At 65.9% G+C, this 19,305-nt stretch carries 18 protein-coding genes; 10 read left to right on the forward strand and 8 right to left on the reverse strand.

The features are described 5' to 3' along the window. Nucleotides 1-6: 6 nt before the first annotated feature. The 3 genes from BMI85_RS16275 to BMI85_RS16285 are packed head-to-tail and all read right to left on the reverse strand — an operon-like array spanning nt 7 to nt 3,238. Nucleotides 7-501, reverse strand: coding sequence for a DUF6173 family protein (locus BMI85_RS16275; RefSeq protein ID WP_078602031.1), 495 nt, complete (start codon nt 499-501; stop codon nt 7-9). Next, the gene (locus tag BMI85_RS16280; RefSeq protein WP_246832581.1) at nt 498-1,550 is read right to left on the reverse strand and encodes an MBL fold metallo-hydrolase; all 1,053 of its coding nucleotides are present in this window, start codon (nt 1,548-1,550) and stop codon (nt 498-500) included. Before BMI85_RS16280 ends, BMI85_RS16275 begins: the two co-directional genes overlap by 4 nt. Further along, complete coding sequence (locus BMI85_RS16285; RefSeq protein ID WP_078602032.1) at nt 1,547-3,238, reverse strand: acyl-CoA dehydrogenase; 1,692 nt, start codon at nt 3,236-3,238, stop codon at nt 1,547-1,549. Before BMI85_RS16285 ends, BMI85_RS16280 begins: the two co-directional genes overlap by 4 nt. A gap of 114 nt (nt 3,239-3,352) precedes the next feature. Between BMI85_RS16285 and BMI85_RS16290 the strand changes: the two genes are divergently transcribed. After that, the gene (locus BMI85_RS16290; RefSeq protein WP_078602033.1) at nt 3,353-4,315 is read left to right on the forward strand and encodes an L-threonylcarbamoyladenylate synthase; all 963 of its coding nucleotides are present in this window, start codon (nt 3,353-3,355) and stop codon (nt 4,313-4,315) included. Nucleotides 4,316-4,391: 76 nt separating this feature from the next. Here the strand turns inward: BMI85_RS16290 and BMI85_RS16295 are convergent, their stop codons facing one another. Then, complete coding sequence (locus BMI85_RS16295; protein WP_078521749.1) at nt 4,392-4,952, reverse strand: YqgE/AlgH family protein; 561 nt, start codon at nt 4,950-4,952, stop codon at nt 4,392-4,394. Between the two features lie 173 nt (nt 4,953-5,125). On the opposite strand from BMI85_RS16295, the gene BMI85_RS16300 reads away from it, so the two are divergent. Further along, a complete protein-coding gene (locus BMI85_RS16300) occupies nt 5,126-5,983 on the forward strand; it encodes a protein-disulfide reductase DsbD domain-containing protein (RefSeq protein ID WP_078602034.1) in 858 nt (285 codons plus the stop codon). 25 nt (nt 5,984-6,008) lie between these two features. Here BMI85_RS16300 and BMI85_RS16305 read toward each other — a convergent pair whose 3' ends face one another. The 3 genes from BMI85_RS16305 to BMI85_RS16315 form a co-directional block, all read right to left on the reverse strand. Then, nucleotides 6,009-9,377, reverse strand: coding sequence for an efflux RND transporter permease subunit (locus tag BMI85_RS16305; protein ID WP_078602035.1), 3,369 nt, complete (start codon nt 9,375-9,377; stop codon nt 6,009-6,011). A gap of 1 nt (nt 9,378) precedes the next feature. After that, the gene (locus BMI85_RS16310; RefSeq protein ID WP_078602036.1) at nt 9,379-10,839 is read right to left on the reverse strand and encodes an efflux RND transporter periplasmic adaptor subunit; all 1,461 of its coding nucleotides are present in this window, start codon (nt 10,837-10,839) and stop codon (nt 9,379-9,381) included. 162 nt (nt 10,840-11,001) lie between these two features. After that, the gene (locus BMI85_RS16315) at nt 11,002-11,826 is read right to left on the reverse strand and encodes a uracil-DNA glycosylase (RefSeq protein WP_078602037.1); all 825 of its coding nucleotides are present in this window, start codon (nt 11,824-11,826) and stop codon (nt 11,002-11,004) included. 98 nt (nt 11,827-11,924) lie between these two features. On the opposite strand from BMI85_RS16315, the gene BMI85_RS16320 reads away from it, so the two are divergent. Genes BMI85_RS16320 through plsY form a run of 4 tightly spaced genes read left to right on the forward strand, consistent with a single transcriptional unit; the run spans nt 11,925 to nt 15,287 of the window. Next, entirely contained in the window at nt 11,925-12,890 is a 966-nt protein-coding gene (locus BMI85_RS16320) for an aspartate carbamoyltransferase catalytic subunit (RefSeq protein WP_078521754.1), read from the forward strand. Then, entirely contained in the window at nt 12,883-13,368 is a 486-nt protein-coding gene (locus tag BMI85_RS16325; RefSeq protein ID WP_078602038.1) for a hypothetical protein, read from the forward strand. Before BMI85_RS16320 ends, BMI85_RS16325 begins: the two co-directional genes overlap by 8 nt. Before the next feature lie 10 nt (nt 13,369-13,378). Further along, nucleotides 13,379-14,659, forward strand: coding sequence for a dihydroorotase (gene pyrC, locus BMI85_RS16330; RefSeq protein WP_078602039.1), 1,281 nt, complete (start codon nt 13,379-13,381; stop codon nt 14,657-14,659). A 19-nt stretch (nt 14,660-14,678) separates the two neighbouring features. Continuing rightward, complete coding sequence (gene plsY, locus BMI85_RS16335; protein WP_078521757.1) at nt 14,679-15,287, forward strand: glycerol-3-phosphate 1-O-acyltransferase PlsY; 609 nt, start codon at nt 14,679-14,681, stop codon at nt 15,285-15,287. Nucleotides 15,288-15,293: 6 nt separating this feature from the next. Here plsY and BMI85_RS16340 read toward each other — a convergent pair whose 3' ends face one another. Further along, nucleotides 15,294-16,025 carry an SDR family oxidoreductase gene (locus tag BMI85_RS16340; RefSeq protein ID WP_078521758.1) on the reverse strand — a complete coding sequence of 244 codons (732 nt, stop codon included), beginning with the start codon at nt 16,023-16,025 and terminating at the stop codon, nt 15,294-15,296. Between the two features lie 149 nt (nt 16,026-16,174). On the opposite strand from BMI85_RS16340, the gene argB reads away from it, so the two are divergent. The 4 genes from argB to BMI85_RS16360 all read left to right on the forward strand — a co-directional run bounded on the left by argB (nt 16,175) and on the right by BMI85_RS16360 (nt 19,289). Beyond that, nucleotides 16,175-17,053 (forward strand): acetylglutamate kinase, encoded by an 879-nt coding sequence (argB, locus tag BMI85_RS16345; RefSeq protein ID WP_078521759.1) that lies wholly within the window; start codon nt 16,175-16,177, stop codon nt 17,051-17,053. Then, nucleotides 17,046-17,684, forward strand: coding sequence for a ferredoxin (locus BMI85_RS16350; RefSeq protein WP_078602040.1), 639 nt, complete (start codon nt 17,046-17,048; stop codon nt 17,682-17,684). Before argB ends, BMI85_RS16350 begins: the two co-directional genes overlap by 8 nt. Next, nucleotides 17,681-18,199, forward strand: a complete 519-nt coding sequence (locus BMI85_RS16355) for a histidine phosphatase family protein (RefSeq protein ID WP_078521763.1) — start codon at nt 17,681-17,683, stop codon at nt 18,197-18,199. The genes BMI85_RS16350 and BMI85_RS16355 overlap by 4 nt, the downstream gene beginning before the upstream one ends. A gap of 106 nt (nt 18,200-18,305) precedes the next feature. Then, the gene (locus BMI85_RS16360) at nt 18,306-19,289 is read left to right on the forward strand and encodes a malate dehydrogenase (protein WP_078540190.1); all 984 of its coding nucleotides are present in this window, start codon (nt 18,306-18,308) and stop codon (nt 19,287-19,289) included. Nucleotides 19,290-19,305: the final 16 nt, after the last annotated feature.

The following is a 19,305-nucleotide window of genomic DNA, read 5'->3' on the forward strand; positions in this document are numbered from 1 at the left end:
AAGCTGTCACGCCTCGTCTTGAGGCTTCGCGTCGTCAGACGCATTTTCTTCCTCCAGCGCGCGGGCGAGCCGGAAGCCGATCCGGCGCGGCGCTTCGTCCGCGACCGGTTTCGGCTGCGCGATCAGCATCACGTTGAGCTGGTTCACATGCTGGATAAGCTGCGTGCGCGCGCCGTATTCGTCGGTGCCGTAGAAAGTGAGGATGTCGGGATCGAAAAAGCCGATCCCCTCGATCTGAAGCACCCCCGCCTCGCCGCCGGTGAGACCAAGCACGACCTCCTCGTCTTCCTGCAACTGCTCTTCGAAGTTCTGGATATAGAGCAGAACCCGCTCATAGGCCCATTGCGCCGGGCTCTTATCCTCGGGCCGTCCGCGGGCCAGCTCGGGCGGAAGCGGTTTGACCTCGGCGGTCTTCGGCGCGTTCTCCGAGGTATGCACCACCTTCGCATTCGGAAGGGCGGCTTCCTCATGGGCTTCGGCGGTGGTGCGTATCTCGGTCATTTCAGGCTCCAGAGCCAGGCGCCGTCCTCTCGCAAGGTGCGGCTCACCTCCCCTTTGTGCCAAAGATGGTTGAGATGCGCCATCGCTTCGACCATCGCGAGCCCGTGGGTGCTCTCGTCGATCTGGCGTTTGAACAGCGGCGGGAAGCACTCGCAGGCGGTGCGCGGGGTGTCGAGATGCTTGCACAGTCGTTTCAGCGCGCCCTCGTGGTTCTCGATCATCTGGCGCAGCCGCAGCGGCAGCCCGGTGAAGGGCAGCTTGTGGCCGGGCAACACGAGGTGACGATCCTCCGCGATCTCGGCAAACCGCGCGCAGGAGGTCAGCCAATCGGCTAGCGGATCGGCCTCGGGTTCGGTCGCATAGACGCCGAGATTGGCCGAAATCGACGGCAGAAGCTGATCGCCGCCCAGAACCAGATCGTCGTCCAAGCTCCACAGCGTCGCGTGTTCGGGCGCGTGCCCGTCACCCATCTTCACCGCCCAACGCCGCCCGCCGAGGGTGATTTCGTCGCCCTCCACGATCCGGGTGAAGCCAAGCGGCAGCGCATGAACGCAATCGGCGAAATTGAAGGGCCGTTCGTTGGCGCGTTTCTCAAGAAGCGCCGGATCCATCCCGGCGCGCCGGTAGTAATCAAGCGTCTCGGCCACGGGCCGATCCTGCGGATCGAGCTGCAGCATCCGCGCGAACAGCCACGAGGTGCGCGTCGTGATCAGCTCGGCCCCCTGCTCCTGCAGCCAGCCCGCCAGCCCGATGTGATCGGGGTGGTAATGCGTTACCAAGACCTTGGTGACCGGCTTGCCACCCAGCGGCCCATCGAGCGCCGCCTGCAGCGCTGCGCGGCATTTTCGCGTGTCGATCCCGGGATCGACCAGCGCCCAACCGTCGCCCTCATCGAGCGCGAAGCAATTGACGTGATCGAGTGCCATCGGCAGCGGCAGGCGCACCCACATCACCCCAGGCGCAACCTCGATTGCCCCGCCCGGCTCGGGCGGTTCCCCCCAAGGATAGCGGATGCCATTCATCGACACGCGGGCGTCCTCGCCCCTCATGCCTCGAGGTCTTCGACGCTCAGCGCGTAGAGCCCTTCCGCCCCTTCCTTCGCCTCGGCCAGCGAGGCCGAATAGGCGGGCATCAGGCGACGAATATAGACGGCAGCCAGGTGGCCACGCGCGGAATCACGCCCCTCGGCCATCGCGGCGCGCAGGTGGTAATAGCCGCCCAGAACCCGTGCGAAGGCGTCGAGATAGGGCACGGCCCCCGCGAAGCGGTCCTGCATGCCTTGGCTGACCATCCATTCGGTGTGCTCGCGCAGTTCCTCGGCGGCCTGCCAGACGTCTTCGGCCAGCACCGGGAAATCGCCCCGCGCGCCCTGCGCCTCGTCCTCGATCTCCTGCAGCAGACGGAAAGCGGCCTTGCCCTCGTCCATCATCTTGCGGCCCACAAGGTCCATCGCCTGAATGCCGTTGGTGCCCTCGTAGATCGTGGTGATCCGCACATCGCGGAGATATTGCGCTGCACCGGTCTCTTCGATGAAGCCCATGCCGCCATGCACCTGCACGCCGGTCGACGCCACGCGGATGCCCATATCGGTGCCGTAAGCCTTCGCGATCGGCGTCAGCAGCGCCGCGCGGGCCTGCCAGTTCGCATCACCCGTCGCGCGCCCCATGTCGATTGCGACCGCACAGGCCAGCGCGATCGAACGCGCCGCGAAAATCTCGGCCTTCATGCACGCCAGCATCCGGCGCACATCGGCATGCTCAACGATCGGCGCAAACTGCACCCTGTCCTTCGCATAGGCCAGCGCCTGCTGATAGGCGGCCTCGGCCACGCCGATGCCTTGTGCACCGACGTTCAGACGCGCGTTGTTCATCATCGTGAACATCGCGGCCATGCCCTTGTTCTCTTCGCCGACGAGCCAGCCGGTCGCACCCTCATAGCTCATCACACAGGTGGGCGAGCCGTGGATGCCCAGCTTGTGCTCCAGCGAGACCACTTTGAGCGAGTTGGCGACGCCCGGCTTGCCGTCGGCATCCGGGATCAGCTTCGGCACCATGAAGAGGCTGATGCCCTTCGTGCCGGGGGCCGCATCGGGAAGACGCGCCAACACCAGATGGCAGGTGTTCTCGACGCAGTCATTGTCGCCCCAGGTGATGAAAATCTTCTGCCCCGAGATCGCATAGGTGCCGTCATCGTTCGGCACCGCCTTCGTCTTCAGCGCGCCCACATCCGAGCCCGCCCCCGGTTCGGTCAGGTTCATCGTGCCCGACCACTCGCCGGAGATCAGCTTGGGCAGATACAGTGCCTTGATCTCGTCGGAGGCATGATGCTCCAACGCCTCGATCTGGCCCTGCGTCAGCAGCGGGTTGAGCTGCAGCGAAAGGTTCGCGCCCGAGAGCATGTCGTTGAAACCGACGTTCAGCGCCTGCGGCAGGCCCATCCCGCCATGCTCCGGGTCCGCCGCGATACCGATCCAGCCGCCCTCGGCCAGCGCCGCGAAGGCCTCCTTGAAGCCGGCGGGCGAGCGCACCACCCCGTTCTCCAGTTTCGCGGGCGTCAGATCGCCGTCGCGATTGGTCGGCGCGATCACCTCGTCGCACAGTTTGCCGCCTTCGGTGAGGATCGCCTCGACCATATCAGGGGTCGCCTCAGCAAACATCTCGGTAGCCGCGACAGGTGCGAGCGGCACGACGTGGTCGAGAATGAAGCGAATATCGGTGACGGGGGAACGGTAAGTCATGGGTCTCCTCCGGGCAGCTTGGCAATTGCCGCGCGCGCGTCTATGTCCTGTCGGGTTGCCGATACCCTACCGCAAGGGCAGCCCCCTTCAACTCCAACGCTGCGTCACGACTGCATGAGCCAAGACACGAAACTCCTTTCCGCCGATGCCGAGGGCTATGCGCAGGCAGCCGCCCTTCTACGTAAAGGCGAGCTGGTCGCGATGCCGACCGAGACGGTCTACGGGCTTGCAGGCGACGCGCGCAACGACCGCGCGGTGGCCGCGATCTTCGCGGCAAAGGGGCGTCCGAAGTTCAATCCGCTGATCGTGCATCTGCCCTCGATCGAGGCTGCGGAAGAGATCGCCGTTTTCTCCGACGCCGCACGCCAGATCGCCGCGCGCTACTGGCCGGGACCGCTGACGCTGGTCCTGCCTCTGCGCCCCGAGGCCGGGCTCTCCGATCTGGTGACCGCCGGGCATGACACGGTCGCGATCCGCCTGCCCGCGCATCCCGTCGCCCGCGCGCTGCTGACCGAATTCGGCGGGCCGCTGGCCGCGCCCTCGGCCAACCCATCAGGCAAGATCAGCCCGACCACAGCCCAGCATGTGATGGACGGGCTTAGCGGCAAGATCGCGGCGGTGATCGATGGCGGCCCCTGCGAGGTCGGGGTGGAATCCACCATTCTCGCGCTCGATCCGCCCGCGCTGCTGCGCCCCGGCGGGGTCGCCGCCGAAGAGATCGAGGCACTGATCGGCCAGCCCCTGCCCACCGGCGGCGACGCGGCCAAGCCCAACGCGCCGGGGCAACTCAAATCGCATTACGCGCCGGGCGCCGCCGTGCTGCTGGATGTGACCGCCCCGCGCCCGGATGCGGTCTGGATCGGCTTCGGCGGCGATTGCCCGACCGCCGATCTGAACCTCTCACCCTCGGGCGATCTGACAGAGGCGGCGGCGAACCTCTTCGCGATGCTGCGCAAGGGCGATGCGCTCGCCCGGACGCGCGGCCTTTCCACACTCGCCTTCGCCCCGATCCCGGAAACCGGCCTCGGGCGTGCGATCAACGACCGCCTGCGCCGCGCGGCTGCCCCGCGCGACTGATCGCCTCTTCGTGTTGGCTTAAATATCCCGGGGGGCGCATCAGCGCGGGGGCAGAGCCCCCTCTCCCGTTCACCCCTTACGCATGCCCCGCCGCTGCGGAAAGCGTTCGCGGGTCGATCCCCATACCTTCGAGCGCGCGCACCCATTTGGTCTCATGCTCGGCATCGAGCGCGAGATCGGCGTCGCTGTCGGCGGTGAGCCAGCCATTGTCGAGGATTTCCTCCTCCAGCTGACCCGGCCCCCAGCCCGCATAGCCCAGCGCCATCAGCGCCTGGTTCGGGCCGCGCCCCATCGCGATATCTTCGAGAATGTCGCGCGTGCCGGTCATCCGCAGCCGGTCGGTGACTTCCATCTGCCCCTCGCCGGTCGTCCAGTCGGGCGAATGCAGCACGAAGCCGCGCCCGGTCTCGACCGGACCGCCGAAGAGGATCGGCTGATCGAAGCGGATATCCGCTCCGGGCCGTTCGATATCGAGGCTTTCGAGAAGGTCCGAGAAGGCGGGCGTCGGCAAGGGTTTGTTGATGATCAAGCCCATCGCACCCTCGTCGGAATGGGCGCAGACGGCGATCACCGAATGCTCGAATCGCGGATCGCCCATACCGGGCATCGCGATCAGAAACTTGCCTGTCAGGTCCATCTCGCTCCCCTTCGCAGTTGCATCCCATCTCTTTTCAAGGTGGCGCGAGCGGCGCGTCTATTCAAGCCAGACGCAGGAATTGTTTCGCATTGCCGCGCGCCGGGACAAAATGTTGCACGCTTCTGTCGCGTTTGTGACTTCTGAACGTGCAGGGAAGCGACTAGGTAAAACATATGACACGTTTGTTACCAGTCATGGGGATCCTGCTTGGCTGCTGCCCGCTCGGCGTGGCGGCGCAGGAAGCTGTCGCGCAGATCGCCGCGCAAGAGCAGGTCACGCCGCAAGACGCGTCCATGCCCGCACTGCCGACGCCCCCGGGGCTGGAGCAAGCGCAGCTGCGCGCAGGCGGAAAAGGCGCGAACGGCACCCGCATGGCGGCGCTGGAGATTGCGCTCGCGCCCGGCTGGAAAACCTATTGGCGCTCGCCGGGCGATGCGGGCATCCCGCCGCAAATCCAGTTCACCGGGTCGAGCAATCTCGCCTCGGCCGTGGTCCACTGGCCCGCGCCGGAAGTCTTCCTGTCCTCCGGCATGCGCACCGTCGGCTATCACGACGGCGTCGTGCTGCCGATTTCGGTGACGCCGAAAGATCCGGGCAAGCCGGTGCAGTTGGAAGCCGATGTGATGATCGGGATCTGCGACAATATCTGCGTGCCGGTCAGCCTTCACCTGCAGACCGAGATCACCGGAGACGGCAAGCCCGATCCGAAAATTCAGGCGGCGCTCGCACGTGAGCCGCGCAAGATCGCCCCGCAGACACGCTGCGAGACGGAGCCGATGAAGGATGGGGTTCGGTTGACGGCGCGGGTCGATTTGCCGCCCGCGATCGGCACGGAAAACGCGCTTCTGGAACTCGCCTCGCGCCCGGTCTGGGTGTCCGAGGCCGACAGCCACCGCGAGGGCGACACGCTCGTGACCAGCGCCGACTTCGTGCCGCCGGACGCGAAGCCTTTCGACCTCGACCCCAGCGATCTGCGCATCACCGTGCTCTCGGATCGCGGCGCGGTCGAGATCATGGGCTGCACCGAATAATCAGCTCTCTCAGAGATCAGGCGTGTCAGGCTTCCGGCGGCGGCCTGTGGCGGATATGGCCGCGCAGCAGCCGGGGCGCGATCAGCCCCGCCCCCATCGCCACCATCCCTGCGATCAACGCAAAGCCTCCGAAGGCGGGCATCAGCGCCTGCCCCTCCCACATCGCGCGGCCCAGCGTGAGCGCGAAGCCCACGGCCATCAACGCCGCGACACCGGCCAGCACAGCGCGCAGCCGCACGACGCGCACGCCGTGACGCACCGCCTGCACCTGCCGCCCGAAATCGAGCTGCACCGCGAGCACCGCGGGCACGACCAGCAGCACGATGATCATTCCGAAGCCCAGACCGTAGACCAGCGTGATGACGGTGGATTTCAGGAACAGGGCCGAGCTGGATTGTTCGTAGAGAAGCGGCGCGAGACCCAGAACCGTCGTCAGCGTCGTCAGCAGCACCGGGCGCAGGCGATCCGAGACCGCATCGACGATGGCGGGCACGATCCCGCGCTTCTCGGCATATTCATCCACCGTCGAGATCAGAACGATCGCATCGTTGATGATGATCCCGATCATCCCGATCCCGCCGACTACGGCAAACATCGACATCGGCAGGTTCCAGACATAGTGGCCCCAGATCGCGCCGACCGCGCCGAAGGGGATCACCGACATCACCACGATCGGCCGCGTCCAGCTCGCGAAGATCCACGCGAGCACGATGTAAATGCCGATCAGGCACATGATCAGACCGATCATCGCGTCGTTCATGAAGTCGCGTTCCTGCTCGGCCTGCCCGGTGAGCGTATAGGCCACGCCGCGTTCTTCGGAGATCCGCGGTAGGATCTCGTCGGAGATGCGCGCCAGGATTTCGTTGGCCCGCGCGGGATCGTCTTCCGAGACATCGCCCGTGACCGAAACCTGCCGTACGCCATCCTCGCGCCGGATCGTCGAGAAGCCCGTCTGGCTGCGCACCGAGACGATATCGGCCAGCGGCACCCATTCGCCGCCGGGCGCGCGCAGCTGCATCCGGTCGATGAAATCGGCGGCCAGCTCTTCCTCGGGCAGTTCCACACGGATCGTGGCCGAGCGCACCCCATCGGGGAAGCTCGCAGCCTCGGTGCCGTTCAGACGCGCGCGCAATTCGCGGCCCAGCGTCGCAATGTCGAAGCCCAGCGCCTCGCCCTGCGGGGTGAGATCGAGGATCAGCTCCTGCTTGTCATAGGCGAGGTTGTCCTCCACCGCCGAAACCTCGGGGAATTGCGCAAGCTGCGTCTTCAGGTCTTCGGCGGCGTCTTTCAGTATGCGCGTCTCGTTGCCCGAGAACTGCACCGCGATCCCGTCCCCGGCGCCGCCGGAGCGGAAGCGGCGGAAGCTGATCTCTTCGACCAGCGGCAGGCGCGGGGTTTCGGCCTGCAGCCGCGAGACGAAATCGAAGCTGGAATAGGGGCGGTAATCGGGGTCGATCACCTCAATCGAAAGCGAGCCGAGAAGATCGGCATCCTTGGTATCGGCAGAGGCCAGCCCCCGCCCCGACGCGCCGCCGATTTGCCCGATCGCGTATTCGACGGGGTTCACGCCGTATTCGTCCTCGAATTCCTTGGCGACCTTGGTCACGGTCGCCTGCATCGTGCGCATCATCTCTTCGGTATCGGCCCGGGTCGCGCCTTCAACCATCGAGAAGGCGCCGTTCACCGTCGATTGCTCGGGCGGGTTGAAGAAGCGCCACTGCACCTTGCCCGACATCACGAAGCTGACCTGCCATAGCAAAAGCGCGATCGCCGCCGCGATCACCGGGTAGCGCCCGATGACGATGAGCCGGGTGAGCGGCTTCATCACCACGCGGCGGAACCAGTCGAGCCCGCGGTTCACCTGCCGCGAGGGCCAATCGTACCACTTGCCCTCAGACGTGTGGCGCAGCGCGTGGCTCATGTGGTTGGGCAGGATCACGAAACATTCGATCAGAGAGGCGGCGAGCACCGCGATCACCGTATAGGGAATGTCGACGATCATATTGCCCATGCGCCCGCCGATCACGGTCAGCCCTGCGAAGGCGATCACGGTCGTCAGGGTCGAGGCGAAGACCGGCGCCGCCATGCGCCGCGCGCCGTTCTCGGCGGCGAGCGTGGGATGCTCGCCCAGATGGCGCGCGCGGAAATCGGCGTGCTCGCCCACCACGATCGCATCATCGACCACGATCCCCAGCGTCAGGATGAGCGCGAAGATCGAGATCATGTTCAGCGTCATGCCGGTGAAATACATCACCGCCAGCGCCGCAGCCATCGAGGTCGGAATCCCCATCGCCACCCAGAAAGCCGTGCGCGCATTGAGGAACAGGAACAGCAGCACCAGCACGAGGCTCAGCCCCAGCACCCCGTTGCCCACCAGCAGGTCGAGGCGCTGTGTGATTGCGTCGGACCGCGTGCGCACCAGATCCATCGAGGTGCCCGCAGGCAGGGTCGGCTGCATCTGGTCGATCACGCCTTCGACCTTGTGCTGGATCGCGATCGCATCGCCCGCCGCCGAGCGCGCGACATTGATCACCACCGCCGCGTTGTCGCCGACGAAATAGGCGCGGTTCCGGTCGCCGCCTTCGACGCGGATATTGGCCACGTCGCCCACGGTCAGCTGCGAGCCGTCCGGTTCGGTGCGGATCACGAGGTTCTCGATCTCGGGCGCGGAGCGGCGTTCTTCGCCCGTGCGCACCCGTGTTGCCCCGCCCGCCACTTCGCCTGCCGGATCGGTATTCGCCTCGGCCGAGATCACGTCGATGATCTGGGTCAGCGTCACGTCATGCGCCATCATCGAAACGGTCGGCACTTCGACCACCGTCTCCGGCGCCGCGATCCCGGCAAGCGAGGTGCGCGTGACGCCCTGCTGATAGAGCCGCACCACCGCCTCGTCGCCCAAGCGGCCAAGCTGCTCGGGCGAAAGCGGCCCGGTGATCACCAGGTCGGTTACCGTGTCGCGCCAGACGCCGCGCGCCACTTCGGGCTCCTCCGCGCCCTCGGGCAGATCGCCCGCCGAGGCCAGCGCGTTCTCGACATCATTGACCGCGCGGGACATGTCCCAGTCGGGTTCGAAATCGAGACTGATCCGCGCCGAGCCTTCTGAGGCGCGGCTGTCCGAGGCTTCCACCCCCTCGACCGAAATCAGTGAGGGTTCCAGCACCTGAACAATCGCCCGGTCGACCTCCTCCGCGCCTGCGCCGTCCCATTTCACCGAGACGGTGATCGATTCCTCGACCGAGTCGGGGAAGAACTGCGCGCGCATCCGCGGCAGGGCGACGAGCCCGGCGCAGATCATCACCACCAGCACGATATTCGCCAGCGTCGCGTGGCGGGTGAAGAGGCCGATCAGCCCGCGGCCGGGCGGCAGCTCTCTGGGATCGAGGCCAGACGCCATCTCAGCCTCCGATCCGGGATTCGAGCTTCTCGACGGTAGCGACGGGCACCTCCTCCTGCTTCAGCTCGGCAAGGAAACGTTGCTTGGCATTGTCCGGCATCGCGGTGTTCGTCTCGACGAAACTGACCAGCTTGGCGCGGCGCTCGGGATCAAGATTGATCGTCTCGGGCTCGGTGGCCGCCTGCGGCTGACCGGGGCGCATCGGGCGTAGCTTGATCCCGCGACCCAGAAGCGGCGTGCGCTCGGCCACGATCTCGGTGCCGGGCGCGAATTTGGCGCGGATGATGACCGCATCGCCCTGACGGCGCAGCACGGTGACATCGGCGCTTTCCAGACGGTCTTCCGGGCTGAGCACGAGAACCGTACTATACGCATCGACAGCTGCGGCGGGGATCTCCGCGACATTCTCGAGCGCGGGCTCTTTCAGGCGGACGGTCACGAAATCGCCCGGACGCAGATTGCCCAGGCCGTCGGTGACGCGTGCAAACAGCAGGCGCCCCGTCACCCCGTCATCGACCGCCGCCGAGACGCGCGACAGCTCGGCCTTGGCGGTCAGCGTCTCCTCTCCCGCGACCAGCTCCACGCCCACGGGCAGATCGCGCAGCGCGCCGCGATCGTCGGTCAGGCGCGCGAATTGCGCGGTGGAGACACGGAAGGCGATTTCCAGCGCGTTGGGGTCGATCAGCTTGCCCAGCATCTCGTTATTCGACACCAGCCCGCCCGCGACCGCGTTCACCTCGGCCAGCCGCCCCGGAAACTCGGCGCGAATTTCGGTATCGGCCAGTTTGCGATCGGCTTCGGTCAGGCTGATCTTGGCGCGGGTCAGCGAGGTGCGCGCAGTATCGAGCTGCGCCTGCGCGGTCGACAATGCCGAGCGGCGGTTCAGCACCGCCTGATCGGCCGCCGAGGCCGCCAGCTCCGAGGTCTCCAGATTGGCCGCCGAGCCGACGCCCCGCTCCGAGAGCGAGCGCTGCCGGTCGAGCGCCTTGAGCCGCAGGTCCGCCTGCCGCTGCGCCGCTGTTACATCGTCCTTCGATATGGCCAAAGCGCGTTCCGCCTGCGCAAGCGCGGCCTCTGCCTCGGCCACGGTCGCCGCGGCGCTGTCGCGCGCCGCCTGCGCCTCCGCTGGGTCCAGCTTGACCAGAAGCTCGCCTTTCTCGACCTCCGCGCCATCCTCGAAATCGGGGGCAAGTTCGACAATCGTACCTGCCGCCGACGCGCGCAGCTCCAGCTCGCGGGTCGAGCGCACCTCGCCATAGGCGGTCAGCACCGGCGACATTGTCTTGAAGGTGACCGGGATCACATTGGCCGCGAAAACCCGTTCGCGCGCCGTGGGCGCACGCCCATTCTCGGCATTGCGGGCCTGCATCGCCTGAAAGATCGAGAAGCCGCCCATCGCCAGCAGGCCGACGGTCAGCGCCAGAAGAAACAGCCCCATCAGGGAGCGGGTGAGAAAGCGCATGGCGTCTCCGATCTGTCGTCAGTGCTGCGGGCGCTCGCAATTGCCCACGGTCGCGCGATTTCCATGTTACCTTGCCGAAATAGGTGCAGGGAATGGTTATCTCTACGCGTCACGGCGCCGCGTCCGTCACTTTTTCACGAAAGCGCGACCGTTTGGCGCGGTTTACGCTTGATCGAGACGGGCCCGAATTTGCAGAAGATCGGCCCAGGCTTCGCGCTTGGCGGCCGGATTGCGCAGCAGATAGGCCGGGTGCGTCATCGGCAGCGTGGGCCGCCCGAAGGCCTCGGCCCAGGTCCCGCGCAAGCGCAGGATGCCCCGCTTGCCCAGCGCCGCCGCACAGGCGGCATTGCCCATCAGAACGATCAGGTCGGGATCGGCCAGATCGACATGGCGGGCGAGGAAGGGCAGCATCTGCGCGATCTCGGCAGGCGAGGGATCGCGATTGCCCGGCGGACGCCAAGGCAGGACATTGGTGATATAGAGTGCCGCCTCGGCATCGGGCGATTGCCGCGAGAGACCGATCGCGCCGAACATCTTGTCGAGAAGCTGACCGGCGCGGCCCACGAATGGCAGGCCTTTCTGGTCCTCCTCGCGCCCCGGCGCCTCGCCGATGATCATTACCCGCGCGGCGGGCTTGCCATCGGCAAAGACCGTGTTGCGCGCCCCGAGCTTCAGATCGCACATATCGTAGGAGTCGATGGCGGCGCGCAGTGCTTCGAGCGTGTCGGCCTTACCCGCCGCATCGCGTGCGACGACGACCGGATCGGGACCCTCGATCTTCGCCATCTGCGCGACCGGAGGCAATTCCCGGTCCGCCACGGGCGCGGCCTCGGGCGCCTTCGCCTTGGCCTGCGCCGATTTGTCCGGCAACTCGTAGCAATCGACCGGCGTATCACCGATGACCGTATCGACGCCCATTTCCAGCTGCCATTCGAGGGCGGCCAGAGCAGCGTGATAGTCGAGTTCCGGTGTCGGCTGAGTCTCCATTGCGCAACCCTACCTCATGGGCGCTGCGACGGTAAAGCGGCTGGACGCCCGCCCCCCCGTTTGCCATAAGCATCGAAGTCTAACCGGAGCATCGCGCAATGGCTTTTCGCCCAAGGCACCTGCTGGGGATCGAACATCTGAGCCCCGAGGATATCCTCACCGTTCTCGACCTCGCCGAAAAATACGTGGATCTGAACCGTCGCACGGTGAAAAAGACCGACGCGTTGGCCGGGATGACCGCGATCAACATGTTCTTCGAGAATTCGACGCGGACCCAATCCAGTTTCGAGCTTGCGGGCAAGCGGCTCGGGGCGGATGTGATGAATATGTCGATGCAGACCTCGTCGGTGAAGAAGGGCGAGACCCTGATCGACACCGCACTGACGCTGAACGCGATGCATCCCGATCTGCTGGTGGTGCGGCACGGTTCGTCCGGCGCGGTCGATCTTCTCGCGCAGAAGGTCGAATGCGCGGTGATCAATGCGGGCGACGGCAAGCACGAACATCCCACGCAGGCGCTTCTGGATGCGCTGACGATCCGGCGCGAGAAGGGCCGGATCAAACGCCTGACCGTCGCGATCTGCGGCGACGTCGCCCATAGCCGCGTCGCGCGCTCCAACCTGATCCTGCTGGGCAAGATGGAAAACCGCGTGCGCCTGATCGCGCCGCCGACCCTGATGCCCTCGGGCGTTCAGGAGTTCGGCTGCGAGGTCTATCACGACATGCGCGAAGGCCTGCGCGACGCCGATGTCGTCATGATGCTCCGGCTTCAGAAAGAGCGCATGGATGGCGGCTTCATCCCCTCCGAGCGCGAATATTTCCACCGTTACGGGCTCGATGCCGAGAAGCTCGCCTTCGCCAAGGAAGACGCGATCGTCATGCATCCCGGCCCGATGAACCGCGGCGTCGAAATCGACGGCACCATCGCCGACGACATCAACCGCTCGGTCATTCAGGAACAGGTCGAGATGGGCGTGGCGGTGCGGATGGCGGTGATGGATCTTCTGGCGCGCAACCTGCGGGCCGAGCGCGGGCGCGCTCTCACGGAGGGCACCTATGTCTAAGATCGAGCGGGACGAAGTTCTCAACTATCGCCCCGGCCCCGAAAGCGAATTGCCGCTCGATGAGGGCGAGAAGGTTCTGGCTGTCTTCACGGCAGACAAGAAACGCTACTGGACCGATCACGCGGTGCTGGCCGTGATCGGCGCGGTGCTGATCTCGACGGTGCTGTTCTGGCTCGGCAAGCCCAATCAGGTGGTGATCGCAAGCTTCGCCGTCGTGGTCGGCATGGCGGCGCGCGGGCTCTATTTCCGCTCGGAGGCCTTCGCGCGGCGCTGGCAGCTGACGGACAAGCGGCTGATCGGGCCGCAGGGCAAGCAGGTGATGCTGCTGCAAATCTCCGGCGTGCGCTCGCTGATGGGCGATGTGCAGGTCGTGACGACGGCGGGCGACAAGCATCTGATCCGCCACCTCGCCGATGCGGGCCCGGTGGTGCGTGAGATCGAGAGCGCGCAGGCCGCGCGCAAACTGGTGGCGAAGTGAGGCACGACGCATGACCCTTTTCCTCGAAAACGCCAAGCTGATCGATCCCGAGGCGCTGACCGAAACCACCGGAAACGTGGTGATCGACGGAGGCCTGATCGCGGCGATCGGCGATATGTCCGCCCCCGCCGATGCCGAGGTGATCGATTGCGGCGGCAAATACCTCGCGCCGGGGATCGTCGATCTGGGCGTGAAGATCGGTGAGCCGGGCGAGCGCCACATGGAAAGCTTCCGCACGGCGGCGCTGGCCGCCGCAGCCGGGGGCGTGACCACCATCATCGCCCGTCCCGACACGCAGCCAGCCATCGACAATCCCGAGACGCTGGAATTCGTCACCCGCCGTGCGGCGGATGCGCCGGTGCGCATCCTGCATATGGCGGCGCTGACCAAGGGCCGCGACGGGCAGGAAATGACCGAGATCGGCTTTCTGAAAGACGCGGGCGCGGTGGCCTTCACCGATGTCACCCGCGTCTCGGATCAGACCAAGGTGTTGCAACGCGCCTTTACCTATGCGGCCCATCTGGGCGCTCTGGTGATCGGCCATCCGCAAGAGCCGGTCCTGTCGAAAGGCACCGCGGTGACTTCGGGCAAATTCGCCTCGCTGCGGGGTTTGCCGGGCGTATCCCCGATGGCCGAGCGGATGGGGCTCGACCGCGATCTGGCTCTGGTGGAGATGACGGGCCTCGCCTATCACGCCGACCAGATCACCACCGCGAAAGCCCTGCCCGCGCTGGCGCGCGCGAAAGAAGCCGGGCTCGATGTGACCGCCGGGGTCTCGATCCATCACCTGACGCTGAACGCGCTCGACGTGGGCGATTACCGGACCTTCTTCAAACTGACGCCGCCGCTGCGCGACGAGGAAGACCGGCTTGCGGTGATCGAGGCGGTGGCCGACGGCACGATCGACGTGATCTGCTCGCTGCACACCCCCGCCGACGAGGAATCCAAGCGTCTGCCCTTCGAGGAAGCGGCCTCCGGCGCGGTCGGCCTCGAGACGATCCTGCCCGCCGCGATGCGCCTTTACCATGCCGGTCAGCTGACCCTGCCACAGCTCTTCCGGGCGATGTCGCTGAACCCGGCGAAGCGTCTGGGACTGCCGCAGGGACGGCTTTCCGAAGGGGCTCCGGCAGACCTCGTGCTCTTCGATCCGGACGCGCCGTTCGTGCTCGACAGGTTTAAATTGCGCTCAAAATCAAAGAATACCCCCTTCGATACTGCTCGAATGGAAGGCAAAACGCTTGCCACATTCGTCGCAGGGGTGCAGGTTTATAACAACAATAACGACTCATAAACGAGGCGAGGGCAGGCATATGCCGGGAATTGAGAACGGGTCAGCATGGCTCGGGCTGGTGGCTGCACTGGGCTACCTGCTCGGATCTGTGCCGTTTGGGCTCGTTATCACCAAGCTTTTCAAATTGGGCGACCTGCGCAAAATCGGCTCCGGAAATATCGGCGCGACGAACGTTCTGCGCACCGGCAGCAAGAGCGCGGCCCTTGCGACCCTGCTCCTCGACAGCGGTAAAGGCGCGATTGCGGTTCTCATCGCACGCTACACGCTGGGCGAAACCGCCGCACAAGTGGCGGGCGCGGCCGCCTTCATCGGTCACATCTACCCGGTCTGGCTGCGCTTTCAGGGCGGCAAAGGGGTTGCGACTTTCCTCGGCACGATGATCGCGCTGGCTTGGCCCGTCGGCCTTGCGACCTGCGCCGTCTGGCTGGTCACGGCGCTGCTGACGCGGATTTCCTCGCTCGCGGCGCTGGTCTCGGCGGCGGCGACGGTGCCTCTGGCCTATTTCCTCGGCTATCGCGAGTTGATGATGCTGGCGGCGGGCCTTTCGGTGCTGATCTTCTGGCGGCACCGCACCAATATCGCGCGCCTCGCGATGGGCACGGAGCCGAAGATCGGCAAGAAGACCTGAGCCACTTCAGACGTGCTGGCCCGCGTTCACCTCGATCTCGGTGCCAGTGACGTAGCTCGACGCATCCGAGCACAGGAACCAGATCACATCCGCCACTTCCGAGGGTTGCCCAAGGCGGCGCAGCGGCAGTTTCTCGACGATCTTCTCGGTGCCCGGGCTGAGAATCGAGGTTTCGATCTCGCCCGGCGCGATGGCGTTCACGCGCACCCCCAGCGGCCCGAAATCATGCGCCATCTCGCGGGTCAGCGCCTTCAGCGCCGCCTTCGAGGTCGAATAGGCGGCCCCCGCGAAAGGATGCACCCGCAGCCCCGCGATGGAGGTCACGTTGACCACGGCCCCCTGCGCGGCCGACAGCTCCTCGACCAGCCCGCGCGCAAGCACGATGGAGGCGAAGAAATTGACGTGGAACACCTGCCCCCAGGTGCGCAGATCGGTGTCGAGCGTATTGAGCCGCTCACCCTCCGGCCCTTTCGGCGAGATGCCTGCATTGTTCACCAGCGCATGAAGCCGCCCGTCGATCCGGCTGCGAATGTCTGCAATCGCGTCGATCACCTCGTCGGGCTTGGCGAGATCGACCTGGATGTGATCCTCGCGTCCGCCGCCCCACGGGCATTGCTCGGGGAAAGGCTGGCGCGAGCAGGTGATGACGCGCCACCCTTCGGCTGCGAAGCGTTTCACCGTGGCGTGGCCGATACCCCGGCTCGCCCCCGTCAGCAGCATTACTTTGCGATCATCCATTACTCGAACTCCCCGTCAGCGCGCTCCCGACCCTAGTCGGTTTTGTTCCGAGCGCAACGGCCCCGATTGCGCCCTTCCAAACCCGGCGCGAACGGTCTAGCAAGATGAGACCACCCTGCCCGAGGACCAGCCAGATGAGAAAGCAGACCATGGATCGTGACTGGATCGCCACCGCCCGCACCCTCTCGGAAGCCTTGCCCTACCTGCAACGCTATTCCGGCGCCGTGGTCGTGGTGAAATTCGGCGGCAACGCGATGGGCGACGAAGAGGCGATGGCCGATTTCGCCCGCGATATCGTGCTGATGCGTCAGGTCGGCATTTTCCCGGTCGTGGTGCATGGCGGCGGGCCGATGATCAACGAGATGCTGGGCAAGCTCGGCATCGAGAGCCAATGGGTGCGCGGCAAGCGCGTCACCGACAAGGCCACCGTCGAGGTGGTCGAGATGATCCTCTCGGGCCTCGTCAACAAGCGCATCGTGCAGGCGATCAACGACCAAGGCGGCCGCGCGGTCGGCATCTCGGGCAAGGATGACGACCTTATGGTCTGCGAGGCGGACGATCCCGAACTGGGCTTCGTCGGTCGCCCGGTCGAGATGAACGTACAGGTGATCCGCGACCTCTATAACGCCGGCATGATCCCGGTGATCGCGCCGGTCGCGACCGGCATGGCCGATAACGAGACCTTCAACGTCAATGGCGACACCGCAGCCGGTGCGATCGCGGGCGCGCTGCGCGCCGATCGCCTGCTTCTGCTGACCGATGTGGCGGGCGTGAAGAACAAGGCGGGCGAGGTCATGACCCAGCTCACCCCCGAGGACGTGACCGCCCTGATCGAAGACGGCACCATCGCGGGCGGCATGATCCCGAAGGTCGAGACCGCGCTGAAAGCGGTCGACGAGGGCGTGCGCGCGGTGGTCATCGTCGACGGGCGCGTCGCCAATGCCTGCCTGCTGGAGCTGTTCACCGAACATGGGGCGGGCTCGATGATCCGCTCGACCGAGCCGCGCGTGAAACCGCGCAGTGAGTGAGACGCCGCCGGTAATCTCCGGCCTCGCCGCGGCGCTGACCCCGCACCGGCTCTTCGTGTCGGGGCTGCTGCATGAGGATGGCGAGACGATCGCGCTGATCTCGCCCAATGAGCCCGGCTTCTGGGATCACGTCACCGCTCAGCCGGAATTCGCCGAGGACGCGCCCGATCCGCTGGACCGCTGGTCTGCGCGGGTGATCGGCGACCTCGCACGGCAATTTGAAGCCCGCGCGCTTTTCCCCTTCACCGGCCCGCCCTGGCAGCCTTTCGTGAGCTGGGCCGTGAAAAGCGGACAGAGCTTCGCCTCGCCCGTCCACCTGATGTGCCATGCGCATATGGGCCTCTGGGCTTCGGTGCGGGGCGCGCTGGCCCTGCCTGGCTTGCTTCCCCTGCCCGCGCCCGCCGCCAATCTCTGCACCGGCTGCCCCGCGCCCTGCGCCACCGCCTGCCCGGTCGATGCGCTCAAACCCGACGGTTACGACACGGAAAGCTGTCACGCGCATCTCGACCGCCCCGAAGGCGCGGCCTGTCGCGATCACGGCTGTCTTGCAAGACGCGCTTGCCCGGCAGGTGAAAGCTATGGCAGGCTGCCTCAGCAATCCGCATGGCATATGAGGCAGTTCCACCCATGACACCGCTCGGCTATCGCCGCCTGATCCTGACCCGCCATGCCAAATCCAGCTGGGACGACCCGGCGATGGAAGATCGTGATCGCCCGCTCAATGCGCGCGGACGCGCGGCCGCGCTCGAACTGGGCGATTTCCTCGCCTCGCGCGGGCTGGAGCCGGAAGAGGTGCTCTGCTCCTCGGCGACTCGCACCCGCGAGACATGGGACCGGGTAGAGCGCGCGGTGATCGAGACGCGGCCGGAGGTGAGCTATGTCGAGGATCTCTACCACGCAGCCCCCGAGATGATGCTTCAGGTCCTGCGGACCGCCTCCGCGCCGACGGTGATGATGCTGGGCCATAACCCGGGCATCGCGGAATTCGCACATCGTCTGCCCGCACGCGCGCTGCATGATCCCGATTTCCGCCGCTTCCCGACCTGCGCCACGCTGATCGTCGATTTCCAGATCGACAGCTGGGACGAGGTGCAGCCGGGACAGGGATCGGTGCTCGATTTCTTCACGCCGACCCGGCGCGGCTGAACACAGCTTTTCCCTCCCAAGATCGTGACGTTAGGGCACGGTTTTCTATGGCCAGCCGCGCGCCTGTGCCCTATCTCTCTGGCGTAATCATCACAGGAGGGTTTCCATGTCCGCTCAAACGCCCAAACGCATCGCCGTCACCGGGGCTGCCGGCCAGATCTGCTACGCGCTGCTGTTCCGCATCGCCAAGGGGGATGTCTACGGTCCCGATCAGCCGGTGATCTTGCAGCTTCTGGACCTGCCGCAGGCGCTCGACGCGGTGCGTGGCGTGGTGATGGAGCTGGAAGACTGCGCTTTCCCGCTGCTCGCCGGCACCGTTGTGACCGATGACCCGGTGACCGCCTTCACCGATATCGATGCCGCCTTCTTCGTGGGCTCGCGCCCCCGCACCAAAGGCATGGAGCGCCGCGATCTGCTGTCGGCCAATGCCGAGATCTTCCGCGTGCAGGGTGAAGCCCTCGACAAGGCTGCCAAGCGCGACGCGAAATGTGTGGTCGTCGGCAACCCGGCCAACACCAACGCGATGATCCTCGCGGCCAACGCGCCGAACTTCCCGACCGAGAACATCACCGCGATGATCCGGCTCGACCACAACCGCGCGCTGACGCAATTCGCGTCGAAGGCCGATCTGCATGTCGACGACATCGAGCGTTTCGTGGTCTGGGGCAACCACTCGCCTACCATGTTCGCCGACTGGACCGAAGCCGAAGCGAAGGGCCGCAAGCTCTCCGAGATCATCGGCGACGAGACCTGGTATCGCGAGACGTTGATCCCGCAGGTTGCCACCCGTGGCGCTGCGATCATCGAAGCGCGTGGCGCGTCCTCGGCTGCCTCCGCCGCCAATGCCGCGATCGATCACATGTATGACTGGATCCACGGGACCGACGGCAAATGGGTGTCGATGGCCGTGCCGTCGACCGGCCTCTACGACATCCCCGAGGGGCTGATGGTCGGCCTGCCGGTGATCTGCAAGGACGGTCATTACGAGCGCGTCGAAGGTCTGGAATTCAACGATTTCCAGAAAGAGATGATGGCCCGCACCGTCGGCGAACTGGAAGAAGAGCGCGAAGCGGTTTCCGACCTTCTTTAAATCAGACGCGAATATA

It is taken from the genome of Thioclava sp. DLFJ4-1, assembly GCF_002020145.1.
In the GTDB taxonomy this organism is placed as follows: domain Bacteria; phylum Pseudomonadota; class Alphaproteobacteria; order Rhodobacterales; family Rhodobacteraceae; genus Thioclava; species Thioclava sediminum.